Below are 23,942 nucleotides of genomic sequence, written 5' to 3'. Positions count from 1 at the left end.
TTTACTTTTGATAAGTCGCTATTTCTCCAAGCTTCAACTTCTTCATCTAATTGTTTTGTAAGAGATGATACGAATGATTTAGAGTATGTTTTTCCGCATAAATTTTCTATTACTTTTGATACTTTTCTTGTTGATACTCCTTGTACATACATTTCTAGCATTGTTGTTAAAAGTGCTTTTTCATTCCTTTGGTATCTTTCAAATAATTCAGTAGAGAAGTTCCCATCTCTTGTTCTTGGTACTCTTAGTGTTAATGTTCCTACTTTAGTTGTATAATCGCGTTCATAATATCCGTTTCGATAAGTAGTTCGATTAGGGTCTCTCTGATAAGATGTGTTTTCTAGATACTCATCTCTTTCTTTTTCCATAAGCTGGTTAAATATATTTGTTAAAATGGATTTAGCTATTTTATTATCTACTGATTCATTAATTATGTTTTGAATTTCTTCTTGATTAATTGTAAAATGTAATTGGGTCATTTGTTTCCTCCTGGTTGTTTTATTTTTTGGTTAAAAACATTGTACCAGTTTTGGTTTCAAATGACCTATTCTTTTTACACAATTATATGGACTTTATCTTTTTTTGACAACTATATAAAACTTTAATATAATCAATATAACAAATAAAAATTTATAATGAGGCGTTAATATGAAAGAAAAGTGCAAGATTTTAGTTTTATTTTTGCTAGTTTTTACAATGATAATAGGTAGTACAGTTTTTGCCTATAGTGATATTATTGAATACAATAAAAACGATTCGGAGGACTTAATATTTTTGAGGGGTGATAATCCTGATCAAATTATAATAATTGAAAATGGAGAAAAATATATACTTGAAAACAAAACTAATGGAAAAAATTTTGAAGTTACATTAATAGATGAAAATGAAAATATAATTTTTAAACATAGTGGGAACTTTAATGATATTGGATTCGCGTTTTATAAATCGAATGGTAGCGGAACTAAGGATGATCCATATAGATTCTGCACTCCAGGTAGCAAATCAACCCAAAAAAGTAAATTATCTTATGGAGAAATATTGAGAATGGGGGGGGCGGTTATAACTGCGGCATCTATTTCTGCAAGTATTATAACTTTAGTTCAACAAGGAATTGGAGCAAAGATTGATTCTTACGCCATTAAAAGTTTAGTTGGACATGTTCTTCAAGTTGTAAAAGAACACAATACCTTATGGCTCAATAATCATGGTGTGATTTTAAAATTCGACCAAGTCTGTTCTCTCGAACATTATATAGATAATGCATGGGGGGACGACGAATGGTATTATGGTTTGGTATCTTTATATCGAGGGTTTTCTACTTATTAAATATAATTGATTAGGATGAACAAACTATGCCATCAAATAAGCAAAATTATAGACTAAAAGATATTGATTGGGAAGAAGTGAAAACAAAATTTATTGATACACATTTTATATTATCGATTGCTAGCTTAATATTTGTTTTTATTATCTGTACATTATTTTGGGACTATTATTTAGATAAATATAAAAATATTTTAAAACTGCTTATATTTGTTTATGAGTGTATAATTATCACACCGAGAATAAAAATTGAGAAAAGTTACAAACAAAAAGGGAAAATTTTTATTTTTATTTTTTTCGTTCTCTTACTCTTTTTGATTAGAGCTATAATTTTAAAAAACAGTTCAGAGATTATTGCAGAATTGACTTATCTATTATTCCAACTATTTATAGTACTTGGAACTATAGCGGAAGGTCTAGATAAAAATTTAATTAAACCTAAAAAAATGGATTAGTTTATGATTTATTATGTGTAAAAATTTATGTATTGAATCTCTTCTATTAAATGTAGATGATAAAGTAGGTTCAGATGCAGCTGAATTTTATTCTGATTATAAAAAGCATGAATATTATAGAATTAATGATTAGTGGGCTGAATAAGCCCATTTTTTTAATTAAGTGACAGTTTTATTATTGTAATTAATAGTAAAATTAATATTAAAACTTGACAAAAAAGTTAAAATTGAATAAATTTTTAAGTAGATTTTAAATTTTCCATTATATTATTAAAATAATTAAGAAAAATTAATCAATAAATTTTCAAATAGGAGGAAAACATGAGAAAAATATCAATAATAGGCTTGGGAAATGTTGGAGCAACTGTTGCTCACACTATAGTAGAAAGAAGTCTGTGTGATACTTTGGCTTTATTTGACAAAAAAGAAGGGCTTGCTCGTGCAGAAGTTAGTGATTTATCTGATGGTTTTGTCAGAAGAAATGGTCATGTAAATATTCTAGCTGGAGAAAAAGAAGATCTCAAAGATTCGGATATAATAATATTTGCACCTGGTGATATTACTATTCTACAAAGATATAGTGACAGATTAAAAGAATTTGAATATACTAAAACTTGTGTAGAAGAGTGGGCACCTATAATTAAAAATTCGGATTTTAAAGGAATTCTTGTAAGTATAACTAACCCATGCGATGTAATAGCACAGTATATGCAACATCTTACAGAAATTCCAAAACAAAGAGTTATAGGAACGGGAACAGTTCTAGATACAGCTAGAATGAAAAATGCTGTTGCAAGAGTTTTAAACATTGATCCAAATTCAGTTGATGGTTATGTAATTGCTGAGCATGGTAATAGTCAATTTGTAGCATGGTCACAAGTTTCTATTGCAACAAAACCGATTATGGATATACTAGATAAAGAAACAATAGATAAAATTGAAGAAGATACTAAAGTTCGTGCTTTTGAAACAATAAAAGCAAAAGGCTATACATCCTATGGAATTGCAAACTCTACATCTATTATAGTAGAAACAATTTTCCAAGATGCCAAGACAATACTTCCAGTATCTTCATATAGTAAAAAAGATGGATGCTATATAGGTCACCCTACAATAGTGGGTAGAGATGGTATTTTAGGAGATTATGAACTAGATTTAAATCAGGAAGAGTTAGAAAAATGGAATAAAGCTGTTAATACTATTAAGGACACTCTACCAATTAAATAAAATTTAAATATTTTAAAGTCTGCGTCAAGCAGGCTTTTATTTTTTACTTGATTTAAAACACTTCAATCATTATACTTAACACTGGAGATAGTATTAGAAATAAACTATACTCATACTTATTCTAAAACTAAATATTAATGCTCGCATAACTAGCGAGACTTTGTTTCATATTTTGTTTATGTATGGATGAGCTATCTCTAATATTAATAATTAGAGGAGAAGACATGAAAGCAGTAAAAACCGTAAAAGAAGTAAGAAACGAAATAAATCCTATTAAAAATGCAGGTAAGTCAATTGGACTTGTACCTACAATGGGATTTTTGCATGATGGTCATTTGAGCTTGATCAAAAGAGCGAGAGAAGAAAATGACTTTGTCATGGTTTCAATTTTCGTCAATCCAACTCAATTTGGCGAAAATGAAGATTATGGTTCTTATCCAAAAGATTTGGAAAGAGACCTACAAAAATGTAAAAATGCAGGAGTAGATTTGGTATTTCATCCAACTCCAGAGGATATGTATAAAAATCATAAAACATATATTAAAGTTGAAGAATTATCAGAAAAACTTTGTGGAATGTCACGCCCAATTCATTTTAGAGGAGTGACGACAGTTTGTGCAAAACTATTTAATATCTCAAAAGCAGATAGAGCTTATTTTGGGCAAAAGGATGCTCAACAATATATTATCTTGAAAAAGATGGTTGAAGATTTAAATTTTGATATTAAACTAATTAGATGTCCAATAGTAAGAGAAAAATCAGGACTTGCACTCTCTTCAAGAAATAAATATCTATCCGACAAAGAAAAAGAGGATGCTTTGATTTTACAAAAATCTCTCCAAAAAGCAGAAAATATGTTAAAAAACAAAGAAAATCCACAAGATATTATTAAGGAAATGGAAAAAATTATTGCAGAAATCGACTATGCTAAAATTGACTACATCAAGATAGTAGATTTAGAAAACTTAGAAGATGTAGAAAAAATTGATCGAGATGTATTAGTTGCGTTGGCAGTGCAAGTAGGACCGGCAAGACTTATAGATAATATAATCTATGAGGTGAAAAATTGACTAAATTTAGAAGATTTGTCGACACTTTCGTAGATAATATAATAATTTTAATTATTATTTTGTCTGTTATAGCTTTTTATTATCCAGATAATTTTAAATGGATGACTAAATATACTTCAATATTTTTGGCAGTAGCTATGTTTGGAATGGGAACAAATATTGAAATTAAAAATTTAAAGAATACACTTACTCATCCAAAAGAAATTATAATAGGAGTTGTGCTGCAATTTCTTTTAATGCCAACAATAGCATTTTTACTTTGTCAAATTTTTAAATTGCCAAAAGAAATAGCACTTGGAGTTATTTTAGTGGGTTCATGCCCCGGAGGCACAGCATCTAATGTAATGACTCATATTGCAGGTGGAGATGTAACACTTTCGGTTACCATGACAACAGTATCGACATTACTTGCACCATTTTTGACTCCGTTAATAGTATATGTATTGGCAGGGAAGTGGATTGAAGTATCTTTAGTTGCAATGTTTATGACAGTTATTAAAGTTATACTTATACCTGTATTACTTGGAATTATAGTAAACATTATTTTTAAAGAAAAAATGCAGTATGTATCTCCAGCATTACCGCTAGTATCTTCACTTTCCATAATATTAATTATATCAGGGATAATAGCATTAAATTCAGATAAAATATTGCAAAGTGGAATAATGGTTACAGGAATTGTTTTCTTGCATAATATAATAGGATTACTTTCTGCACTTGGAATTTGTAAACTATTTAAAATAGAAGAAACAAAACAAACAGCAGTGGCAATTGAAGTTGGAATGCAAAACTCAGGTCTTGCAGTGACACTAGCCACAGCAAATTTTGCAATGAGCCCCTTGGCTTCACTTCCTGGAGCAATATTTAGTGTTATGCACAATTTAACAGGAACAATATTTGCAAATATTAGAAAAAAGAAAGCTTATAAACATCAAGTTATAAGAGCAAATTGAAATAATAAAATGTCACCTTGTGTGGCATTTTTTTATTTTGTAATTTAATATAGTCCTTCTAATTATTAAAAAATTCCTAAGTAAGTATAACTTTCTACATAAATGTATAAAACATGATAAAATATAATACAGTATAATAAAGTAAAGAATTAATTTGTATAAACTATTAAACTCCTACTCGTTTCTTGATATAATATATCGATAGAGGTGTTTTTTATGAAAACAGAAATTATAAAATTTAAGGGAAATGAAATAGAGGATAAAAAGTACCTTGATAAAATAAAAAAGACATTTGAACAGGGTGGTCTAGTTGTATTTCCTACTGAAACTGTATATGGTCTAGGTGGAAATGGGCTTGATAAAGAGGCTGCTAAAAAAATTTACGCTGCTAAAGGTCGTCCATCAGATAACCCTTTAATTTTGCATATAGCTGAAAATTCTCAGTTAGATAATTTAGTTGAAGATATTCCTGAAGTAGCAAAAAAATGCATGGATAAATTTTGGCCAGGTCCTTTAACTATGATTTTCAAAAGATCTAAATTAATACCTGATGAAGTTACAGGAGGTCTTGATACAGTTGCTGTCAGAGAGCCATCACATAATTTAGCTAATAAGATTTTAAAAGCTGTTAATCTGCCAATAGCTGCTCCCTCTGCTAATATTTCTGGTAGACCTTCACCAACAAAAACAGAACATGTAATTGAAGATTTAGATGGCAGAGTCGATATAATTGTAGATGGTGGAAAATCAGTTGTAGGAATTGAATCCACAGTGCTAGATGTGACAGTGAATCCTCCTATTATACTTAGACCGGGTAAAATTACTCTAGAGGATTTACAAAAAATAGATTCAGACATTACAATTGACCAAGGTACAATTGATGCTACTAACAAACAAGTTCCTAAATCTCCAGGGCAAAAATACAAGCATTATGCTCCAAGAGCTGAGGCAATTTGCTTTGGTGGTGGAATTGAAAAAATGATTTTAGAAATTCAAAAAAACATCGATAAAAACAATGAAAAAAAAGTTGCTGTTTTGGCTTCTACAGAGACTATGGATAAATATACTGGAGCTGATTTAGTTATAAATCTTGGGTCTAGAGACAATTTAGAAGAAGTGGCAAGCAATCTATTTGATGCACTTCGTCATTGTGATGAAGAAGGTGTAGATATGATTTTTGCTGAAGGTTTTGAACCTATGGGTCTTGGACTTAGTATTATGAATAGGCTTCTAAAAGCATGTAGCGGAAGAATAATTATGAGAATATGAGGTGTAATATGAAAATAGCAATTGGATCAGATCACGCAGGTTTTTATCTCAAAGAGGATATTAAAAAATATCTAGAAGAGAAAAATATCAAAGTAGTTGATAAAGGACCAGAAAGTGCAGATAGAGTAGATTACCCTGATTATGGTCACGCTGTAGGGCATGAAGTTATTGACAATAATCTAGATTATGGAATAGTTATATGTGGTTCAGGTATTGGCATATCTATAGCTGCCAATAAAGTTAAGGGAATTAGAGCTGCACTTGTAAGTGAACCATATTCAGCAAAACTTGCAAGACGTCACAACAATGCAAATGTTATAGCCATGGGGGCAAGACTAATAGGTCTTGACATGGCAAAAGAAATTGTCGATGCTTTTTTAAATGAAGATTTTGAAGGCGGAAGACACATTAATCGAGTAGAAAAAATAGAGGAGGAATAAAATGGCACAAATAATAAATCATCCACTTATTGATCATAAAATGACAATACTTAGAAAAAAAGAGACGAGCTCAATGGAATTTAGACAAGTTGTCAATGAAATTGCAGCACTCATGGCTTATGAGGTTACTAGAGATTTAGAAACTGAGGAAGTTTCGATTGAGACTCCTATAGCTCCTACTAAGGGCAAGATGATTTTGGGTAAAAAAGTAGGTATTGTTCCCATACTTAGAGCAGGTCTTGGCATGGTTGAAGGATTTCTTACCATAGTTCCATCAGCAAGAGTTGGACATATTGGCATGTATAGAGATCCTGAAACTTTAAAACCAGTAACTTATTATTCTAAACTTCCTAAAGACGTTAGCCAACGTCTTATGATTATTGTGGATCCTATGCTTGCAACTGGTGGTTCTCTTATAGAAGCAATTGACGAGTTAAAAAGAAATGGCGCTACTCAAATTAGAGCTGTCAACTTATTGGCCGCTCCTGAAGGTATAAAGGCAGTAGAAGAAGCTCACCCAGATGTTGATATTTATGTAGCAGCTGTTGATGAACGTTTAAATGAACATGGTTATATAGTACCAGGATTAGGAGATGCCGGAGATAGACTCTTTGGTACAAAGTAGGTCCGCTATGAAGGAATTTATTTTTCCGTTTTTTTTGGCGTTTTTAATAACATTTCTTTTAATGCCTATTACAATTAAACTAACACAAAAATTTGGTTTAATAGATATTCCAAAAGATGAACGAAGAGTTCATAAAAAGCCAATTCCTCTTGGAGGAGGAATTGCTATGGTAATATCTGTTACCATTTTGATGATAAAATATTTACCTCTGAATAAAGAACTTGTAATGACAATTGCGGCATCTCTTTTAATTGCAATTTCAGGTTTAATTGATGATAAGAGAGGTCTTAGCCCAAAATTAAAATTTGGATTTCAAATATTGGGCGGTATTTTGCTTGTAATAGGTGGAGTCAAAATTGAATTTTTTACAAATCCTTTTGATTTTAAAGATGCACTTTTAATTTTAAGTTTCTTATCTATACCGGTGACAATTTTCTGGGTATGTGGAATTACAAATACTATAAATTTGATTGATGGACTAGATGGTCTAGCAGCAGGAGTATCACTTATCTGTGCTATATCAATGTTTTTTATAACTTATCAAATGGGAAGAACAGAGGTAAGCCTTGTTTGTGCTCTTGTAGCAGGAGCTTGTTTGGGATTTTTGCCTTTTAACTTCAATCCTGCTAAGATATTTATGGGCGATACTGGAGCTTTATATCTTGGATTCATGCTATCATATATAAGTATAACTGGTTTTTTAAAACAAGCAGCAATGCTTATGATTTTTGTGCCAGTTTTAATAATGGGTGTTCCAGTTTTTGATACAGCTTTTGCTATGATTAGAAGAAAATTGTCGGGCAAATCTATGGTGGCAGCTGATAAAGGACATTTACATCACCGTTTATTGGCTCGTGGTTTGAATCAAAAGCAAACTGTTATAATTTTGTATGCAATTTCTGCAATATTTGGCATAATTGCAAATTTAATTTCAAAATTTCATTCATCAGTAGGACTTATAATATCGCTAGGCGTTATGTTTATCATATTGATTGCAGGAATATCTGCAGGCATGCTCAAAAATAGGGAGGGCTAAATGAAAGTATTATTTGTTTTTGGAACTAGACCTGAAGGAATAAAGATGGCTCCAATAATAAAAGAAATAGAAAAGAGAAATACAATAAAAAGTTTTGTCTGTGTAACAGGTCAACATAGAGAAATGCTAGATCAAGTCTTGGATATTTTTGATATAGAACCAGATTATGATCTCAATATATTTAAAAAGGGTCAATCTCTAACAGAGGTTACCACAAAAACCTTAATAGGATTAGAAAAAATATTAGACGAACTAAAACCAGATATTTTATTAGTGCAAGGAGATACAACAACAGTATTTGCTGCAGCACTTGCCGCATTTTATAAAAAAATTAAAATCGGACATGTTGAAGCAGGTCTAAGATCTGGAAATATTTATTCGCCTTATCCTGAAGAAGCAAATAGGATGCTTACAGGCATAATAACTAACTTCCATTTTGCACCCACAGAAAATAACAAGAACAATTTATTGAAAGAAAACTATCCAGAGGAAAATATTTATATTACAGGAAATACTGTCATAGATGCTTTAAAGTACTCGGTTAGAGATGATTATGTATTTGAAGATGAAGTGTTAAATAATATTAACTACAATAAAGAAGTTCTATTACTCACATCCCATAGAAGAGAAAATTGGGGAAAGCCAATGGAAAATATTTTTTCTGCTGTCAAAAGAGTCGTGGAAGAAAGAGAAAATGTTGAAGTTATTTTTCCAGTGCATCTTAATCCGCTGGTTAGAGAAATTGCAAATAAATACTTTAAAGATTTAGATAGAGTTCATTTAATAGAACCACTTTCTTACTTACCTTTCTCAAATTTGATGAATAAAGTTAAATTTGTGGTTACAGACTCAGGAGGAGTGCAAGAGGAAGCACCTTCTCTTGGTAAACCAGTTTTGGTTGTGCGAAACGAAACCGAAAGAATGGAAGGAGTAGAGGCTAAGACAGCCAAATTAATAGGAACTGAATTTGATGCAGTTTATGAAAATATCATAAAATTATTGGACGATAAAGAAGCATACGAAGAAATGGCAAAAGCAATAAATCCTTATGGTGATGGAAATGCAGCTGCAAGAATAGTAGATATTTTAGAAGAATTAAACAAATAGCGTAAGTTTTTATTTATTTATTAATACAATGGGTAAAAATATTATCGTAGGCACCATGAGATAGCTTTTTCTACTTTAATATAACACAATATTTGATATAATGTTATTGCATGGTCAAAATTTTGCAAAGACTATAAATTAAATAATAAAGAGCACTTTATTTATAATGTGCGACTAGGAGGAAAAAATGGAAGAAAGAATAGTAATAGCGTCAGCAGCAAGAACACCTGTGGGATCATTCGGTGGAGCGTTCAAATCAGTTTCAGCAGTTGAACTTGGAGTAGTTGCGGCAAAAGAAGCAATGAAAAGAGCAAAAGTAACACCTGATATGATTGATGAATCTTACATCGGAAATGTAATCCAAGCAGCACAAGGACAAAATGTTGCAAGACAAGTTACAATCAATGCTGGAATTCCTTACACATCACCATCAGTTACACTTAACATTGTATGTGGTTCAGGACTTCGTGCAGTAAGTTTAGCAGCTCAAGTTATCAAATCTGGAGATGCTGAAATTGTACTTGCAGGAGGTACAGAATCAATGTCTAATGCCCCATATGCTCTTATGAATGAAAGATGGGGAGCAAGAATGGGCGACAAAAAAGTTGTAGACACTATGATTAAAGATGGTCTTTGGGATGCATTCAATGATTATCACATGGGTATTACAGCTGAAAATGTAGCTGAAAAATATGACATTACTAGAGAAATGCAAGACGAACTTGCAACTAGATCTCAAAACAATGCAGAAGAAGCAAGAAAAACTGGAAGATTTAAAGATGAAATTGTAACAGTTGAAGTAAAAGGTCGTAAAGGTAAAGTTACTGTAGTTGAAGATGACGAATATATCAGAGAAGGCGTAACAGTTGAAGGTATATCAGGACTTAAACCAGCTTTCAAAGAAGGTGGAACAGTAACTGCAGCTAATGCATCAGGAATTAATGACGGAGCAGCTATGCTTGTTGTTATGACTGAATCTAAAGCAAAAGAACTTGGAGTTGAACCTCTTGCGTATATTATTTCTTATGCAACAGAAGGTGTTGACCCAACTATCATGGGAACTGGTCCAATTCCTTCATCAAGAAAAGCATTAGAAAAAGCAGGTCTTGAAGTTAAAGATATGGACTTAATCGAAGCTAACGAAGCTTTTGCAGCACAAGCATGTGCAGTGGCTAAAGAATTAGAATTCGATATGGATAAAGTGAACGTTAATGGTGGGGCAATCGCAATTGGTCACCCTGTTGGAGCTAGTGGTGCAAGAATTTTAACAACATTACTATACGAAATGCAAAAAAGAGATGCTAAAAAAGGTCTAGCAACATTATGTATAGGTGGCGGAATGGGAACTGCCCTTGTTGTTGGAAGGGACTAATAATAAATGGAATACGAATTTTTAAATATTGAAGAAAAATCAGATGGAGTAGTTCTACTGACATTGACAAGAGAAAAAAGCCTAAACGCTATTAACTCTCAAATGTTAAATGAACTTCACAGATTTTTTTCACATGTAGATGATGACATTAGATGTATCATCGTTACAGGTGCCGGCAAATCATTTGTAGCTGGTGCCGACATTGGCGAAATGGCAAACTTCACAGCTAGTGAAGCCTATGATTTTGCAAAACTTGGTATGGATACATTCATGGAAATTGAAAAATGTAGAGTGCCTGTAATAGCAGCAGTAAATGGATTTGCACTTGGTGGCGGATGTGAAATTTCTGTAGCTTGTGATATTAGAATTGCATCAACAAAAGCAAAATTTGGCCAACCAGAAGTTGGACTTGGAATAACACCAGGATTTGGTGGAACTCAAAGACTTTCAAGAACAATTGGGCCGGGATATGCAAAAGAATTAATTTATACAACAGAAATGATTGATGCCAACAAGGCATTAGAAATTGGACTTGTTAATCATGTATATGAGCCTGATGAATTAATTGATAAAGCTATTGAAATGGCTAAAAAAATTGTATCAAAAGCTCCAAAAGCTGTTGAATATGCAAAACAATCAATTATAAATGGATCTCAAACAGATATAGATACAGCAATGCAAATTGAAAAAACTCACTTTGGTCTATGTTTCGCTACAAATGACCAAAAAGAAGGTATGAGAGCATTTTTGGATAAGAATAAACCTAAATTTGTTGGAGAATAAGAAGGAGATAATATGAAAATAGCAGTAGTAGGTTCAGGAACAATGGGAGCAGGTATTGCACAAGTGCTTGCACCTTATCATGAAGTTATAGTTAGAGATATAGCTCCAGAAGCTTTAGTTAAAGCAATGGATAAAATCAGAAAAGGATTCGAAAAAAACGTATCAAAAGAAAGAATGACACAAGATGAAATGGATAAAGCCATGGGAAATCTTACAACTTCTTCTGATATTGAAGATGTAAAAGACTGCGATCTTATTATAGAAGCAGCTACAGAAAATCCTACAATCAAAAAAGCTATCTTTACAGAACTTTGCAAAGTTTGTGATCCAAAAACAATACTTGCATCTAACACTTCTTCATTATCAATAACTGATATTGGAGCGGCTACACAAAGACCAGAAAAAGTAATAGGAATGCACTTCTTTAATCCAGTTCCAGCTATGAAACTTGTAGAAGTAATTTCTGGTAAAAAAACTGATCCAGAAGTAAAAGATGTAATCGTAGAACTTTCAAAAGAAATTGGCAAAACGCCAGTTGAAGTGGAAGAAGCACCTGGATTTGTAGTAAATAGAATTCTTATCCCTATGGTAAATGAAGCTATTGGAATTTATGCAGAAGGAATTGCTTCAGCTGAAGATATTGACACAGCTATGCAACTTGGAGCAAATCATCCAATGGGACCTTTGGCTCTTGGAGATTTAATCGGACTTGATGTTGTACTTGCAATTATGGAAGTACTTTACAACGAGTTTGGAGATACAAAATATAGACCTCATGTACTATTAAAGAAAATGGTTAGAGCAGGTCTATTAGGTAGAAAAACTGGAGAAGGATTCTACAAATATTGATTAAAAATTAAAAAATTATTTTGAGAGAAGGCTATAGGGTCTTCTCTTTTTTTCTAGAAATTATAATAGAAGTGTGGATTTAATTATAAATATTTTTTATAATAGATGTAATCAAGGTATCCATTTGAGTAGATTGATATTACAATTAAAAGTTAATTGTAATACATAATAAAAATGTTTATTAATGAGATAAATAATTATTATTTGAATTATTATGACTGGTGATATTATGAAATTTTTAAATAAAAATTTGATAAATATTTTAATATCTATATTAATAATATTAAGCATTTCTTCTTTAATATTTGTAGCTTTCAATGAAGAAAAGTCTATTACAACAATTAGAACTAGTTATGAAAGAAGTAATTTCCCAAAAACTATTACATATAAAAATAAAAAAGGATTAATAGTATATAGAATAGATTTACATTTAAATGAAAATACTATAAGGAAATATCCATTATCAGAAAAATATTATGCAGAATATAAAGGAAAAATACATAGAGATTCTTTTAAATTTAAATAATATGCACAAAAGTTAACTGAAAATTATTTAGTAGAGTACTATAATAGATCTGAGTAAAGATATTTTGCTCGTGTACCGAAATAAATATGAGGAGGATTTTATGAAAAAGTATTTACTAAGTTTTACAGTATTAATTATTTTAATTATAGGAATTTTTATTCCTGTATTTGCTGAGAGAGATATTTTGGGTTTTGATGATGATACCATTTATGTTAGGATAGTAAAATATAGTTACGATAGGAATTTCCCTTCAACTATAACACATACAGAGTACAGAGGTAGCCGAAAATTTAGAGGAAGAATAAGTATTGATTGGAGTTCTGTACGTAGGGAGAATGATAATAGATATAGTGCAGTATATGAGGGAACATTATATGATGTAGGATATGCAAGGAGTCTTTCGTATGATGGAAGTTATTAAAAGAAATAAATTTATTTCTTTCCTTATTATAATATTAGGTATTTCAGCAGTTTTCTTATTTAATGGCTTCAAGTCGGAAATTGAAGCTACAAAAGTGATTAGAAGATATGATGCGGTTAGTTTTCCTCAATATATTACTCATACAACTAACAAAGGTTTAATTAAATACAGAGGAGATTTAAAATTAAATTCGGATTCTGTTACTAAAGATAAAAACATATATTATGCTGAATATTTTGGAGTTATGGAAAGTAGAGGAATTAATTTTTTAAAATAAAATAAGAATTAATGTCAATGCAAAAGGTTCTATAATATTTAATATAGGACCTTTTTTCTCTAAAATCAATCTATAGATTATATAATTTTATTAATATGGAGTAGTGAGGTGAATTTTATGAGTAGAGAGCGAGTAGTTTTAAAATCAGTTTTAATCTTGTCTTTTATTTTTATCGGCATTTATATTTTATTTTATTCTGTTATTAGCAGAAACCAAAGTACTTTTACTGCAATGAATTTTTTTCTATGTTGTAGTTTAATAAATAATATTTCATTAATAATTTTTTTAATAAAAGAAGAGAGTAATTTGTCTTTCAATTTTAGTATTATTACAGTAATATTTTTGCTATGGATACTAATAGATTATTCACACTTATATAAGTTTAGGATGAGTTTTAAGTATAGTACAGAAATAAATTTATTTTTAATAAATGTATTATTATTTTGTAATTATTATGTTTTTTTAAGTAAAATCAAAATCAGATATATTTTGTATTTTTTATCCTTTCCAGTAATTATATTTAGTTTTGCTATTTGTCTTAATTACCTAAATAGCTCAGAATATTTAGTTACTTTGAAAATATGGAAATTACTTATCTCTATTTATCCATTAATTATGATATTTATTAATATGAGATATATTCTAAAAACAAGTAAAAAATTATTTAACGTTTTAGTCTTGATTTCTATATTTTATTTTACATTTTTTAATTTAATACTTAGAATAGTTCCAAAAATAAATAGTTTTTACATTTTGGAAATAATTTTGTTATTTTGTGTAGAATTAAGTTTTATTATTTTCACTATGAGTATAAATGATGAAATAAGAAATTTTCTAAAAGACTTTTATTTTAATATCGTCAATCTTCTCTTCTTGCTATTAATATTTTTTACATTTTTTAATTTCGATTTAAATATAAAAAATTCATTAATTATATCTATGATTTTCATATTAAATATTTTAAATATTAAATTTTATTTTGATTATAAGACTAATTTATTAAATGACACTCCTTGTGATAAATATTTATATAAGAATGTATTGATTAAAAATTTGTCAGATATTTATGAAAGAGATAGTATGAGTTTTTTACATGATGATATTTTACAAGATATAATTATTTCGCAAAATTTATTGAAAAATAACTCAGAAAGTTTAAATAATATTACTAAATCTCTAAAAATTCACAGAAATTTAATCAATAAAATACGAACAAAAATAAATCTTCTTGAACCAATAAAAGTTGATAGTATTTCATTATATAATAAATATCTTCAACTTGTAAATGCGTTACAAGATATTTATGAGACAGATAAACACATTGAATTTTATTCGGATAAAAATATTTACATACCTATACCTTATGATAGATTAGTTTATAGATTTATGCACGAGCTAGTTATTAATTTTTTGAAACACTCAAAGGGATATTTCTCGGAAATACATTTGAGTATAGAGAATTCTCTCATTAATTTGCATATTGAAAATTTTGGTGACTATTTAGATGAAGATTATGCTAAATTAAATTCGATAGGTTTAAAATTAATAAAAAACACATTAAATATTTATAATGGAAATTTATGTATACATGATAATGAAACAAAAAATGTAAATGATGGCTCATTGATTTTTAGTATTGAACTACCAATAATGGAGGAGGTAGTAAATGAAAATTTTATTAATAGAAGACCATAAAATGATGGCTAGTGCATTGAAAGAACTTATAGAAAAAGATGAATATTTTCATATCGATATATTGGAAGATTTAGATAAATTGTGTGATAAAAATTATTTATATAATTATGATATAATTCTTATTGATATAAATTTAAATGGAATGAAAACTTCACTTAATGGTTTAAATTTAGCAGAAAGAATTTTAAAAGAAAATAAAAAATTAAAAATTGTAATACTATCAGGTTATAATTATGAATATTATATTAAAAAAGCAAAAAATATAGGAATATTTGGTTTTATAACGAAAGATGAAGATGTGGAGATACTCAAAAGAAAATTGAAGTCTATTTATTTGTATAATAATAAATACTTTGATGATGAGAAAAAAAGTATTGAAAAATTAACAGAAAATGAAGTACAGATAGTTAAGTTATATTGCAGTGGGCTTAAAAGAAGTGAGGTTGCCAAGAGTATTTTTATCTCTGAAAGGTCTCTTGCAGTAATGTTAAACAGAATTTATGATAAGCTTGGTGTAAATAATTATCAAGAGTTGATGAAAAAATCTATTGATTTAGGGATTATAGATACATTTTAATTACATTAAGCCATTTATTGATTTTTTGGAGGATATAATAAAAACTAAACTGATAATTATTTTTATGTCTAAACATAATAAAATACTTTTGTATTTATTTCCTTAATTATATAGAATGTACAGGATGGTTTAATGATAAAATATAAATATCATGAGACAAAAATGATTTTATTTTTTGATATAAGTTTGTTTGGGGAATTATTTATAAACACAAGGTGATTGAGTGAAACAATTAACAGGAAATGACAAAATAAGAGTGGTAAATTCAGCTATTATAATTGGAATTATCTTTATGTCTTTTATGATATTTAAAAAAGATTTTTTTATGCCAAATAATTTAGTTATAATTTTAATTGTTTATAATTCAGTCCATATTATAAAGAGATTTTTTACTGATATTTTAGATAAAGAAAAGAATGTTACGAGTTATTTGATTTCTATACTAACTATAATGTCAGCCATTTCTTATTTAGTTGCAGTTATTTGATGTGGGGTAACTTATGAATATAGATAAAGATAAGATTTATGTTTATGTATTAACGATATTTGTCATTGTTGCAATATTATCGGCAGAATTTTATTTTAGCGCAGGTGCCAGAGATATGAGAGTTTACTATTATATTTTCTCTGTATGTATGTCAACTTGGATAATTGCTCTGCCAAAAAGATTTGATAAAATTGTACTTTTGATGTTTGGACTTCAATTATTTTTAGCTTTAAATATTGTTTTTGAAATAGTAGGATAGGCTCTGTCTTAATAGGCAGAGTTTTAGTATCTATGATTATAATTTATTATACAAAAAGAGGAGGATAGAACCTCCTCAAATTTTATAATATTTCTAAAATTTCTGCAAGATTATTGATAGTAAAATTGGATTTTTGGCCCTCTTTTACACTACCAAAACCATATTTACAAAATATGCTCTTTATATTATTTGCTACGGCGGCATCTATATCATGAAATCTGTCGCCCACAAATATTACATCTTTTTCCATATTGGGTAATATTTGTGCTAAAATCTTGTCTTTGGTCTGATAATTGTAAGTTTCAGCTGCGAATGCATCTTTGAAATATTTTTTTATATTATATATTTCGAGTGCTTTATCTAAATATCTTTCTCTTGCATTAGAAAGTATATATAAATCATATTTTTGGGACAGTGTTTCTAGAACTTCAATTGTATTGGGATAGAGTTTGCCCAATTTATTATTCATATTTTCTTCCATAGATAGGCCAACCATTCTTTGTGTTTTTGCCTTTATTTCGTCAGATGCTCCTTTGGCAATGAGTTCATAAGCGAAACTTGGTTTTTCTCCAAGAAATTTTTGTATGTTTTCTTCTGTTACTTCAAAATCTTGTGCAAAACCCAAAGATTTTAGATAATCGGCTCCTTTACTAAAAGCAGGGAAATAAATTTTAATTGTATCGTGAAGAGTCCCGTCAAAATCAAATATTATACTCTTTATATTATCCACGAATTTCACCCAATAGATTCGCCATTTCAATTGCAGTTACTGCTGCATCAAATCCTTTATTGCCCATTTTAGTGCCAGCTCTTTCTATGGCTTGTTCGATATTTTCTGTTGTTATTACTCCAAAAACTATTGGTACACCTGTTTCGAGTGATGATGAGGCGACTCCTTTTGCTACTTCTGTCGATACTAACTCATAATGAGTTGTTGCGCCTCTTATCACTGCACCAAGTGCTATCACTGCGTCATATTTTCCGGTCTTTGCAAGTGCTTTTGTTGTTAATGGAATCTCAAAAGATCCAGGCACCCAAATTATTTCAATATCATCATCTGTAGCACCATGCCTTTTTAGCCCGTCAAGACAACCGTCCAATAATTTTGATACTATAAATTCGTTGAATCTTGCAAGTACAATTGCGTATTTTTTTCCTTCTGAGTTTAGATTTGCGTTATAAATTTTCATTGAGTCCTCCTAATTAGATAATATTATTAAATTCTGTCAATAAATGATTCATCTTTTCTGCTTTTGTTCTTAAATAAAATTCGTCATGTTTTGTAGAGTGAATTTCTATTGGCACTCTCTGTTTTATTTTCATGCCAAATTCTTTTAGTGAATAAATTTTGTCGGGATTGTTAGTCAAAAGTCTAAGTTCTTTTACACCTAAATCTTGTAAAATTTGTGCACCCGTAGAATAATCTCTGGCATCTTCTGGGAAACCTAATGCTAAATTTGCTTCTACTGTATCCATTCCTTTATCTTGAAGCGCATAGGCCTTAATTTTATTTACTAAACCTATTCCACGACCTTCTTGACGCATATATAGTAAAATTCCACGTCCTTCTTCATCAATTTGTCTCATGGCAAGGTGGAGTTGGTTTCCACAATCGCAACGAGATGAACCAAAGCAATCTCCAGTTAAACATTCAGAGTGAACTCTAGTTAAAACATCTGTCCCGTCACCAATTTCACCTTTTACAAGGGCAATATGATGCTCACCTGTGACTGTATCTATATAAGCATGTGCCATAAATTGTCCGAATTTAGTTGGAAGTTTTGCAGATGCTACTCTTTCTACAATTTTTTCGTGACGTTTTCTATATAGTAGAAGTTCTTCTGTTGTTGTAATTTTGAGGTCAAGTTTTTGTGCCAATTCAAAAATTTCTTTTCCTCTCATCATATGTCCATCGTCTGCCATAATTTCGCAGCAAATTCCGACTTCTTTTAAACCTGCAATTTTTAATAAATCAACTGTGGCTTCTGTGTGGCCTGCCCTAACAAAGATACCATCATCTTTTGCTACTAGTGGAAACATGTGGCCTGGTCGTCTAAAGTCTTCTGGTTTTATATCATCCTCAGTAAGCTTTACTGCTGTAAGTGCTCGCTCATAAGCTGATATTCCTGTTGTTGTGTCAACATGGTCTACAGATACTGTAAAAGCAGTTTCGTGATTGTCTGTATTTTTTACTACCATTTGTGGTAAATCTAGTTTTTTTGCATATTCTTTTGACATAGGCATACATATCAAGCCTTTAGCCAAAGTAGCCATTTGGTTTATCTTCTCACCAGTTGCGAACTGTGCGGCAAGTATCATATCCCCTTCATTTTCTCTATTTGGGTCATCGGTAACTATAACTATCTCTTGATTTTGAAGAGCTTCTACAACTTCTTCTATTGTGTTAACTTTCATTTTTTACTCCTTAAAAACCGCTATTTTTTAAAAATTCGTAGCTTATACTACTTTTTTCTTCTTTATTTAAAAATTTATAAATATATCGCCCTATAATATCTGTTTCTATATTGATTAAATCGCCAATTTTTTTTGTTGCTAAATTAGTTTCTTTAATGGTAGTTGGTATTATTGAAACTTCTAGAGAATTTTTATTGACATTTGATACAGTTAGGCTTATCCCGTCAAGGGCAATTGAACCTTTATTTACAATGTATTTCAAAATATCTTCATCGGCAGAAATTTTATAAACAATATCGTGTGACATATTTTTTATATCGCGTATTTTGCCCACGCCATCTACATGACCTTGAACAATATGACCATCTAATCTTTTAGTGGAACTTAAAGCGCGCTCTAAATTTAGAGGACTGCCTATCTGCAACTTTTTAAATGTAGTGTTATTTATCGTCTCTGGCATTACTTCTGCCTCAAAATAATTATTGCCAATATCAGTTACAGTAAGGCATACACCATTTGTTGCGATAGAGTCTCCCAGAGAAGTATCTTCCAAAACCTTTTCAGAAGCTATATTTATCGTGTACAGGTCATTTTTTTTACTGATATTATTTAATGCTCCTATTTCTTCTATTATTCCAGTAAAAATAAAATCACATCCTTCCAGTTATTAAAATATCATCAGACATTTTTTCAACTCGAGTTTCTTTAATTTCTATAACATCTTTTAAATATTTAAAATTCATTTCACCAATTGCATTTTTGCCATCAGATCCGATTATTTTTGGTGCAACGAAGAAATAAAATTTGTCGACTAAATTTTCTTTTAGCATAGAAGCATTTAACATCCCGCCACCTTCAAGTAGAATAGACGAAATATTAAATTCTTTAAGTTTTTGCAACAAGTCTTGTAAGTCAACTTTACCGTTTTTATCGTCTGTTATGACTATACGAACATTTTCTTTCTTGCTTAACAAATCGAACTTTTCTCTATCGTAATTATTAGTAGTTGCAATTATACTAAAAGAGACAAGTTCATTTGAAAGGACTTTAGAATTGATAGGGATTCTAAGAGTAGAGTCTACTATTATTCTAATAGGACTATTTTTATAATTTCCAAATCTGACATTTAGTGTTGGATTGTCATTTATTACAGTATTTATACCTACCATTATTGCGTCTAATTGACCTCTTAATTCGTGAGAGAAGTTCCTAGATACTTCTGTAGTAATCCATTTGGAGTTACCAGTTTTGGTGGCAATTTTCCCATCAAGTGTCATTGCAGATTTCAATACCACAAAGGGTTTATTGTTTTTGATATAAGAAAAATATCTCTCATTTAAATTTAAACACTCATCTTCCATTACATATTCATCAACAATTATTCCAGCATCTTCAAGAATTTTTATTCCATTTCCTGAAACTTCTCGATAAGGATCTCTAGTGCCAATGACCACTCTTGAAATCTTTTCATCGACAATTCGGCTGGCACATGGAGGCGTTTTTCCTTGATGAGAGCATGGCTCCAAGTTTACATAAAGGGTAGAGCCAATTAAGTCTTCACCTCGATTTTTTGCGTCAATAATTGCATTTACTTCCGCATGTGGGGCGCCAAATTTTTCGTGATAACCTTCACCTATTATCATATCATCTTTTACTATGACTGCGCCTACAAGAGGATTAGTAAGGGTATAACCAGCACCTTTTTTGGCTAGTTCAATAGCCCTAGACATATAATAATCATCATCAAAATTAAAGTACATAAATTCTCCTATAAAAAAAGAGCCTATTTCAAGGCTCTAAAAATAAATACAAAAAAATTTCTTCTTTCATCCAGACTATACTGTCGGTATTGGAATTACACCAATTCAGCTTTCGCTCGCGGACTTTACCGCCGGTGGGGAATTACGCCCCGCCCTGAAGACATAAAGTTTATTAACTTATAATTCTATGATATCAATAAATCGTTTTTTGTCAATAGTGGTTTAGCACAATATATAAATTAACCTCCTTTAAAATTTTCTAGACAACTGCTTTAATATAGGCAATTATTTATTTTGATGCATTTATCAATTTATTTTTTTTATTTTTAATTATAATTTAAAATTTATTAAAAAATAACCTCGCAAAAGCGAGGCTAATTTTTACTTTAATATATTTTTTAGATTATAAACCATGACAACTACTTCGGCTCTTGTGGCTTTATCGGTAGGATTTAACATATTTTTATCATTTCCATTGATTATGCCAATAGTATAGGCTTTTTTGATATCTTCTAATGCCCAATCTGACACTTTTCCTTATCTTTAAAAGGTAGTTCTTGTACTTCTTTTAAAAGCTCTGGTTTTACTTTTTCAATATATCTAACAAATATACTTGCGATTTGCTCTCTGGTAATTTTATCTTCTGGTTTAAAGTTATTGTTTTCGTCACCAAAGAGGAGTTCTTCTGCGGCAAGACATTCTATATCTTTTTTATACCACGCATCTTCTGCTATATCTTTGAAATGTATATTACCCGTATTATTATATCCAAATATTCTATTTGCAAGTGATGCAAATTCAGCTCTTGTGGTATTATTTTGTGGCCTAAAAGTATTGTCAGGATAACCACTTACGATTTTGTCCGCCACTGCTTTTAATATATAGTCTTTTGCCCAATGATTTTCGATATCTGTAAATACTTTAGTAGCATCATTTGATGGAATTGTTTTTTATTTTCTTATTTTTAACATAAAAAATCTACAGCTTTAAAACTGTAGATACTTATCAAATATTATTTTTTGTTTTTTTAATAATTGTAACCACATCTTCATATACGGAATCTATATCTTTATTGGCATTTACTTTGTAGTCTGCTATTGGTGACAAATCTTCATTTTCTTTTAATCTTTTTTCTATATTTTCTGGATCATCATTTCTATTAATCATTCGATTTTTTAATACTTCGTCAGAACATTCTAAATATATACATACTGATTTTGGATATTCTTCTTTTATTTCTTTTACGCCTTTTTTATCAACTACAATTACACAGTTTTCGTCGCCTAAATAATTTTTGTCTAAATCTTTTTTTAAAGTTGAATAAAAATTTCCTACATAATTTGTAGTGCCAATAAATTTGTCATTTTCATCTAATTTTTTAAAATCTTCAATTGAAATAAAATTATAGTCAATACCTGGAATCTCACTAGGTCTAGGTGGTCTAGTTGTATAAGTTGTGATTTTGTTTATTTCTAGTTTTATGAGTGCATTTGCTATTGTACTTTTACCTGAGCCTGAATTTCCCACGATTAAATAAATCATAGATACCTCCTTTGGTATTTTCTATTTACAATTAAACTTTTTTGTATTATAACAATGTTTTCATGAAAAGTCGACCTTTACAAATTGATTTTTTTGTATTATTATATTCCTAATAATTAAGAATGGAGGAAATAATGAAACATTTAATTGAGCCATTAGATTTTACAAAAGAAGAGTACGAAAAGATATTTAGTCTGGTTGATGATATTATTGCAAACCCCGAAGATTTTTCTAGTGTTTGTAAAAATAAATTATTAGCCAGTCTTTTTTTTGAGCCTTCTACTAGAACACGCCTATCTTTTGAAACAGCAATGTTAAGACTTGGCGGTGGAGTGATAGGTTTTTCAGATGCAGGTGTAAGTTCAACAACAAAAGGTGAAACTCTATCTGACACAATTCGTGTCATGGAAAATTATGCAGATATTTGTGCAATGCGTCATCCAAAAGAGGGTGCTGCACTACTTGCTTCAAAGGCTGTAACAACAATGCCAATTATTAATGCGGGAGATGGTGGCCACTTCCATCCAACACAAACTCTTGCGGATTTAATAACAATAAGACATTACAAAGGTGGATTTGACAACTTGACAGTGGGTGTTTGTGGAGATTTAAAGTTTGGTAGAACTATCCACTCACTTGTAAGAGCTTTGAATAGATATGAAAATGTAAAATTTGTTTTCATCTCTCCAGAGGAATTAAAAATGCCTGATCCATTTAAAAACTTTATTGATAAAGAAAATTATGAGGAAACTAATGATTTAATGGAAGCAATTTCTAAACTTGATGTACTTTATATGTCGAGAGTGCAAAAGGAAAGATTTGTTTCATCAGATGAGTACGAAAGATTAAAAGATATTTATATTTTAACTGAAGAAAAGATGAAGTATGCTAAAGAGGATTGTATTGTACTTCATCCACTTCCTAGGGTAAATGAAATATCTACAGATGTAGATGATGACGAAAGATCAGTTTATTTTGAACAAACAAAATTTGGTATGTATGGAAGAATGGCTCTTATTATGTATTTATTGGGGGTAGAAAAATGATAAATGTTTCAAAAATAAAAAAAGGAATTGTACTAGATCATATAGAAAGTGGTACAGCTCAGGTTCTATATAAAGCACTAAACCTTCATAAAGTAGATGATACAGTGGTGATGATGCAAAATATTTCTTCTTCTAAAATGGGCAAGAAAGATTTAATCAAAATCGAAACAGATTATGATTTAGATTTTACTATTCTTGGGCTTATCGCTCCATATACTACAGTGAATTTTATCAAAGATGGAGAAAGAGTTAAAAAATTTCAAATGGAAATGCCAGAGGTTGTTGAAGGAGTGCTTCAATGCAAGAATCCAAGATGTATTTCTAATTATGAAAGAACTGTACCGACTCATAAATTTTATTTATATGACAAAGACAAGAAAGAGTATAGATGTGAATATTGCGATACTTTGACAACTTATGAGGAGTAA

The 23,942-nt window shown here is 30.0% G+C and carries 31 protein-coding genes and 1 riboswitch; of the genes, 22 read left to right on the top strand and 9 right to left on the bottom strand.

Translation table 11 applies throughout. The annotated features are described in order from the left end of the window. Positions 1 to 479 (bottom strand): transposase (locus ABID14_RS09325; RefSeq protein WP_354369394.1); only part of this gene is annotated, 479 nt, incomplete at its 3' end. 169 nt (positions 480 to 648) lie between these two features. Here ABID14_RS09325 and ABID14_RS09320 point away from each other — a divergent pair. From ABID14_RS09320 to ABID14_RS09225, 20 genes are all read left to right on the top strand, one after another. After that, positions 649 to 1,326 carry a hypothetical protein gene (locus tag ABID14_RS09320; protein WP_354369392.1) on the top strand — a complete coding sequence of 226 codons (678 nt, stop codon included), beginning with the start codon at positions 649 to 651 and terminating at the stop codon, positions 1,324 to 1,326. Between the two features lie 26 nt (positions 1,327 to 1,352). Next, positions 1,353 to 1,778 (top strand): hypothetical protein, encoded by a 426-nt coding sequence (locus ABID14_RS09315; protein ID WP_354369390.1) that lies wholly within the window; start codon positions 1,353 to 1,355, stop codon positions 1,776 to 1,778. A 321-nt stretch (positions 1,779 to 2,099) separates the two neighbouring features. Then, complete coding sequence (locus ABID14_RS09310; RefSeq protein WP_354369388.1) at positions 2,100 to 3,005, top strand: lactate/malate family dehydrogenase; 906 nt, start codon at positions 2,100 to 2,102, stop codon at positions 3,003 to 3,005. A gap of 224 nt (positions 3,006 to 3,229) precedes the next feature. Then, positions 3,230 to 4,075, top strand: coding sequence for a pantoate--beta-alanine ligase (gene panC, locus ABID14_RS09305; RefSeq protein WP_354369386.1), 846 nt, complete (start codon positions 3,230 to 3,232; stop codon positions 4,073 to 4,075). Next, entirely contained in the window at positions 4,072 to 5,028 is a 957-nt protein-coding gene (locus tag ABID14_RS09300) for a bile acid:sodium symporter family protein (RefSeq protein WP_354369384.1), read from the top strand. The genes panC and ABID14_RS09300 overlap by 4 nt, the downstream gene beginning before the upstream one ends. A 216-nt stretch (positions 5,029 to 5,244) precedes the next feature. Continuing rightward, positions 5,245 to 6,297: an L-threonylcarbamoyladenylate synthase gene (locus tag ABID14_RS09295; RefSeq protein ID WP_354369382.1), complete on the top strand. Its 1,053-nt coding sequence runs from the start codon at positions 5,245 to 5,247 to the stop codon at positions 6,295 to 6,297. A gap of 8 nt (positions 6,298 to 6,305) precedes the next feature. Beyond that, positions 6,306 to 6,737 (top strand): ribose 5-phosphate isomerase B, encoded by a 432-nt coding sequence (gene rpiB, locus ABID14_RS09290; RefSeq protein WP_354369380.1) that lies wholly within the window; start codon positions 6,306 to 6,308, stop codon positions 6,735 to 6,737. 1 nt (position 6,738) lies between these two features. Beyond that, positions 6,739 to 7,362, top strand: a complete 624-nt coding sequence (gene upp / locus ABID14_RS09285; protein WP_354369378.1) for a uracil phosphoribosyltransferase — start codon at positions 6,739 to 6,741, stop codon at positions 7,360 to 7,362. A 7-nt stretch (positions 7,363 to 7,369) separates the two neighbouring features. Beyond that, the gene (locus ABID14_RS09280; RefSeq protein ID WP_354369376.1) at positions 7,370 to 8,398 is read left to right on the top strand and encodes a glycosyltransferase family 4 protein; all 1,029 of its coding nucleotides are present in this window, start codon (positions 7,370 to 7,372) and stop codon (positions 8,396 to 8,398) included. Next, complete coding sequence (gene wecB, locus ABID14_RS09275; RefSeq protein WP_354369374.1) at positions 8,399 to 9,505, top strand: non-hydrolyzing UDP-N-acetylglucosamine 2-epimerase; 1,107 nt, start codon at positions 8,399 to 8,401, stop codon at positions 9,503 to 9,505. A 187-nt stretch (positions 9,506 to 9,692) separates the two neighbouring features. After that, complete coding sequence (locus tag ABID14_RS09270; RefSeq protein ID WP_354369372.1) at positions 9,693 to 10,877, top strand: acetyl-CoA C-acetyltransferase; 1,185 nt, start codon at positions 9,693 to 9,695, stop codon at positions 10,875 to 10,877. Positions 10,878 to 10,883: 6 nt separating this feature from the next. After that, positions 10,884 to 11,660, top strand: a complete 777-nt coding sequence (locus tag ABID14_RS09265; protein ID WP_354369370.1) for an enoyl-CoA hydratase-related protein — start codon at positions 10,884 to 10,886, stop codon at positions 11,658 to 11,660. Positions 11,661 to 11,672: 12 nt separating this feature from the next. Next, a complete protein-coding gene (locus ABID14_RS09260; protein ID WP_354369368.1) occupies positions 11,673 to 12,509 on the top strand; it encodes a 3-hydroxybutyryl-CoA dehydrogenase in 837 nt (278 codons plus the stop codon). Between the two features lie 229 nt (positions 12,510 to 12,738). Beyond that, entirely contained in the window at positions 12,739 to 13,035 is a 297-nt protein-coding gene (locus ABID14_RS09255; RefSeq protein WP_354369366.1) for a hypothetical protein, read from the top strand. 100 nt (positions 13,036 to 13,135) lie between these two features. After that, positions 13,136 to 13,456, top strand: a complete 321-nt coding sequence (locus ABID14_RS09250) for a hypothetical protein (RefSeq protein WP_354369364.1) — start codon at positions 13,136 to 13,138, stop codon at positions 13,454 to 13,456. Beyond that, the gene (locus ABID14_RS09245; protein ID WP_354369362.1) at positions 13,440 to 13,733 is read left to right on the top strand and encodes a hypothetical protein; all 294 of its coding nucleotides are present in this window, start codon (positions 13,440 to 13,442) and stop codon (positions 13,731 to 13,733) included. Before ABID14_RS09250 ends, ABID14_RS09245 begins: the two co-directional genes overlap by 17 nt. Positions 13,734 to 14,672: 939 nt before the next feature. Next, a complete protein-coding gene (locus ABID14_RS09240; RefSeq protein WP_354369360.1) occupies positions 14,673 to 15,428 on the top strand; it encodes a sensor histidine kinase in 756 nt (251 codons plus the stop codon). Further along, the gene (locus ABID14_RS09235; protein ID WP_354369358.1) at positions 15,400 to 16,005 is read left to right on the top strand and encodes a response regulator; all 606 of its coding nucleotides are present in this window, start codon (positions 15,400 to 15,402) and stop codon (positions 16,003 to 16,005) included. Before ABID14_RS09240 ends, ABID14_RS09235 begins: the two co-directional genes overlap by 29 nt. Before the next feature lie 223 nt (positions 16,006 to 16,228). Beyond that, positions 16,229 to 16,492: a hypothetical protein gene (locus ABID14_RS09230; protein ID WP_354369356.1), complete on the top strand. Its 264-nt coding sequence runs from the start codon at positions 16,229 to 16,231 to the stop codon at positions 16,490 to 16,492. 13 nt (positions 16,493 to 16,505) lie between these two features. After that, positions 16,506 to 16,751, top strand: a complete 246-nt coding sequence (locus ABID14_RS09225; protein WP_354369354.1) for a hypothetical protein — start codon at positions 16,506 to 16,508, stop codon at positions 16,749 to 16,751. A gap of 82 nt (positions 16,752 to 16,833) precedes the next feature. Here the strand turns inward: ABID14_RS09225 and ABID14_RS09220 are convergent, their stop codons facing one another. From ABID14_RS09220 to ABID14_RS09185, 8 genes are all read right to left on the bottom strand, one after another. Next, positions 16,834 to 17,481, bottom strand: a complete 648-nt coding sequence (locus tag ABID14_RS09220) for an HAD family hydrolase (RefSeq protein ID WP_354369352.1) — start codon at positions 17,479 to 17,481, stop codon at positions 16,834 to 16,836. Further along, positions 17,474 to 17,941 (bottom strand): 6,7-dimethyl-8-ribityllumazine synthase, encoded by a 468-nt coding sequence (gene ribH, locus ABID14_RS09215; RefSeq protein ID WP_354369350.1) that lies wholly within the window; start codon positions 17,939 to 17,941, stop codon positions 17,474 to 17,476. Before ribH ends, ABID14_RS09220 begins: the two co-directional genes overlap by 8 nt. Positions 17,942 to 17,954: 13 nt before the next feature. Further along, a complete protein-coding gene (locus ABID14_RS09210; protein WP_354369348.1) occupies positions 17,955 to 19,166 on the bottom strand; it encodes a bifunctional 3,4-dihydroxy-2-butanone-4-phosphate synthase/GTP cyclohydrolase II in 1,212 nt (403 codons plus the stop codon). A 10-nt stretch (positions 19,167 to 19,176) separates the two neighbouring features. Continuing rightward, positions 19,177 to 19,812: a riboflavin synthase gene (locus ABID14_RS09205; protein WP_354369398.1), complete on the bottom strand. Its 636-nt coding sequence runs from the start codon at positions 19,810 to 19,812 to the stop codon at positions 19,177 to 19,179. A gap of 4 nt (positions 19,813 to 19,816) precedes the next feature. Beyond that, entirely contained in the window at positions 19,817 to 20,926 is a 1,110-nt protein-coding gene (gene ribD / locus ABID14_RS09200; RefSeq protein ID WP_354369346.1) for a bifunctional diaminohydroxyphosphoribosylaminopyrimidine deaminase/5-amino-6-(5-phosphoribosylamino)uracil reductase RibD, read from the bottom strand. 54 nt (positions 20,927 to 20,980) lie between these two features. Further along, positions 20,981 to 21,092: riboswitch (FMN riboswitch) on the bottom strand. A 215-nt stretch (positions 21,093 to 21,307) separates the two neighbouring features. Next, positions 21,308 to 21,457, bottom strand: coding sequence for an S-layer homology domain-containing protein (locus ABID14_RS09195; RefSeq protein WP_354369344.1), 150 nt, complete (start codon positions 21,455 to 21,457; stop codon positions 21,308 to 21,310). Beyond that, positions 21,439 to 21,834, bottom strand: coding sequence for an S-layer homology domain-containing protein (locus ABID14_RS09190; RefSeq protein WP_354369396.1), 396 nt, complete (start codon positions 21,832 to 21,834; stop codon positions 21,439 to 21,441). Before ABID14_RS09190 ends, ABID14_RS09195 begins: the two co-directional genes overlap by 19 nt. A 97-nt stretch (positions 21,835 to 21,931) precedes the next feature. Continuing rightward, a complete protein-coding gene (locus ABID14_RS09185) occupies positions 21,932 to 22,468 on the bottom strand; it encodes a guanylate kinase (RefSeq protein WP_354369342.1) in 537 nt (178 codons plus the stop codon). A gap of 134 nt (positions 22,469 to 22,602) precedes the next feature. Here ABID14_RS09185 and pyrB point away from each other — a divergent pair, with 134 nt between their 5' ends. Both pyrB and ABID14_RS09175 read left to right on the top strand, forming a co-directional pair. Beyond that, positions 22,603 to 23,514, top strand: coding sequence for an aspartate carbamoyltransferase (pyrB, locus tag ABID14_RS09180; RefSeq protein ID WP_354369340.1), 912 nt, complete (start codon positions 22,603 to 22,605; stop codon positions 23,512 to 23,514). Further along, positions 23,511 to 23,942: an aspartate carbamoyltransferase regulatory subunit gene (locus ABID14_RS09175; RefSeq protein WP_354369338.1), complete on the top strand. Its 432-nt coding sequence runs from the start codon at positions 23,511 to 23,513 to the stop codon at positions 23,940 to 23,942. Before pyrB ends, ABID14_RS09175 begins: the two co-directional genes overlap by 4 nt.

The sequence above is a fragment of the Peptoniphilus olsenii genome, assembly GCF_040545475.1.
GTDB lineage: Bacteria > Bacillota > Clostridia > Tissierellales > Peptoniphilaceae > Peptoniphilus_A > Peptoniphilus_A olsenii.
Note: the sequence above shows the minus strand (reverse complement) of the source record. Positions and strands in the feature narration are given on the sequence as shown.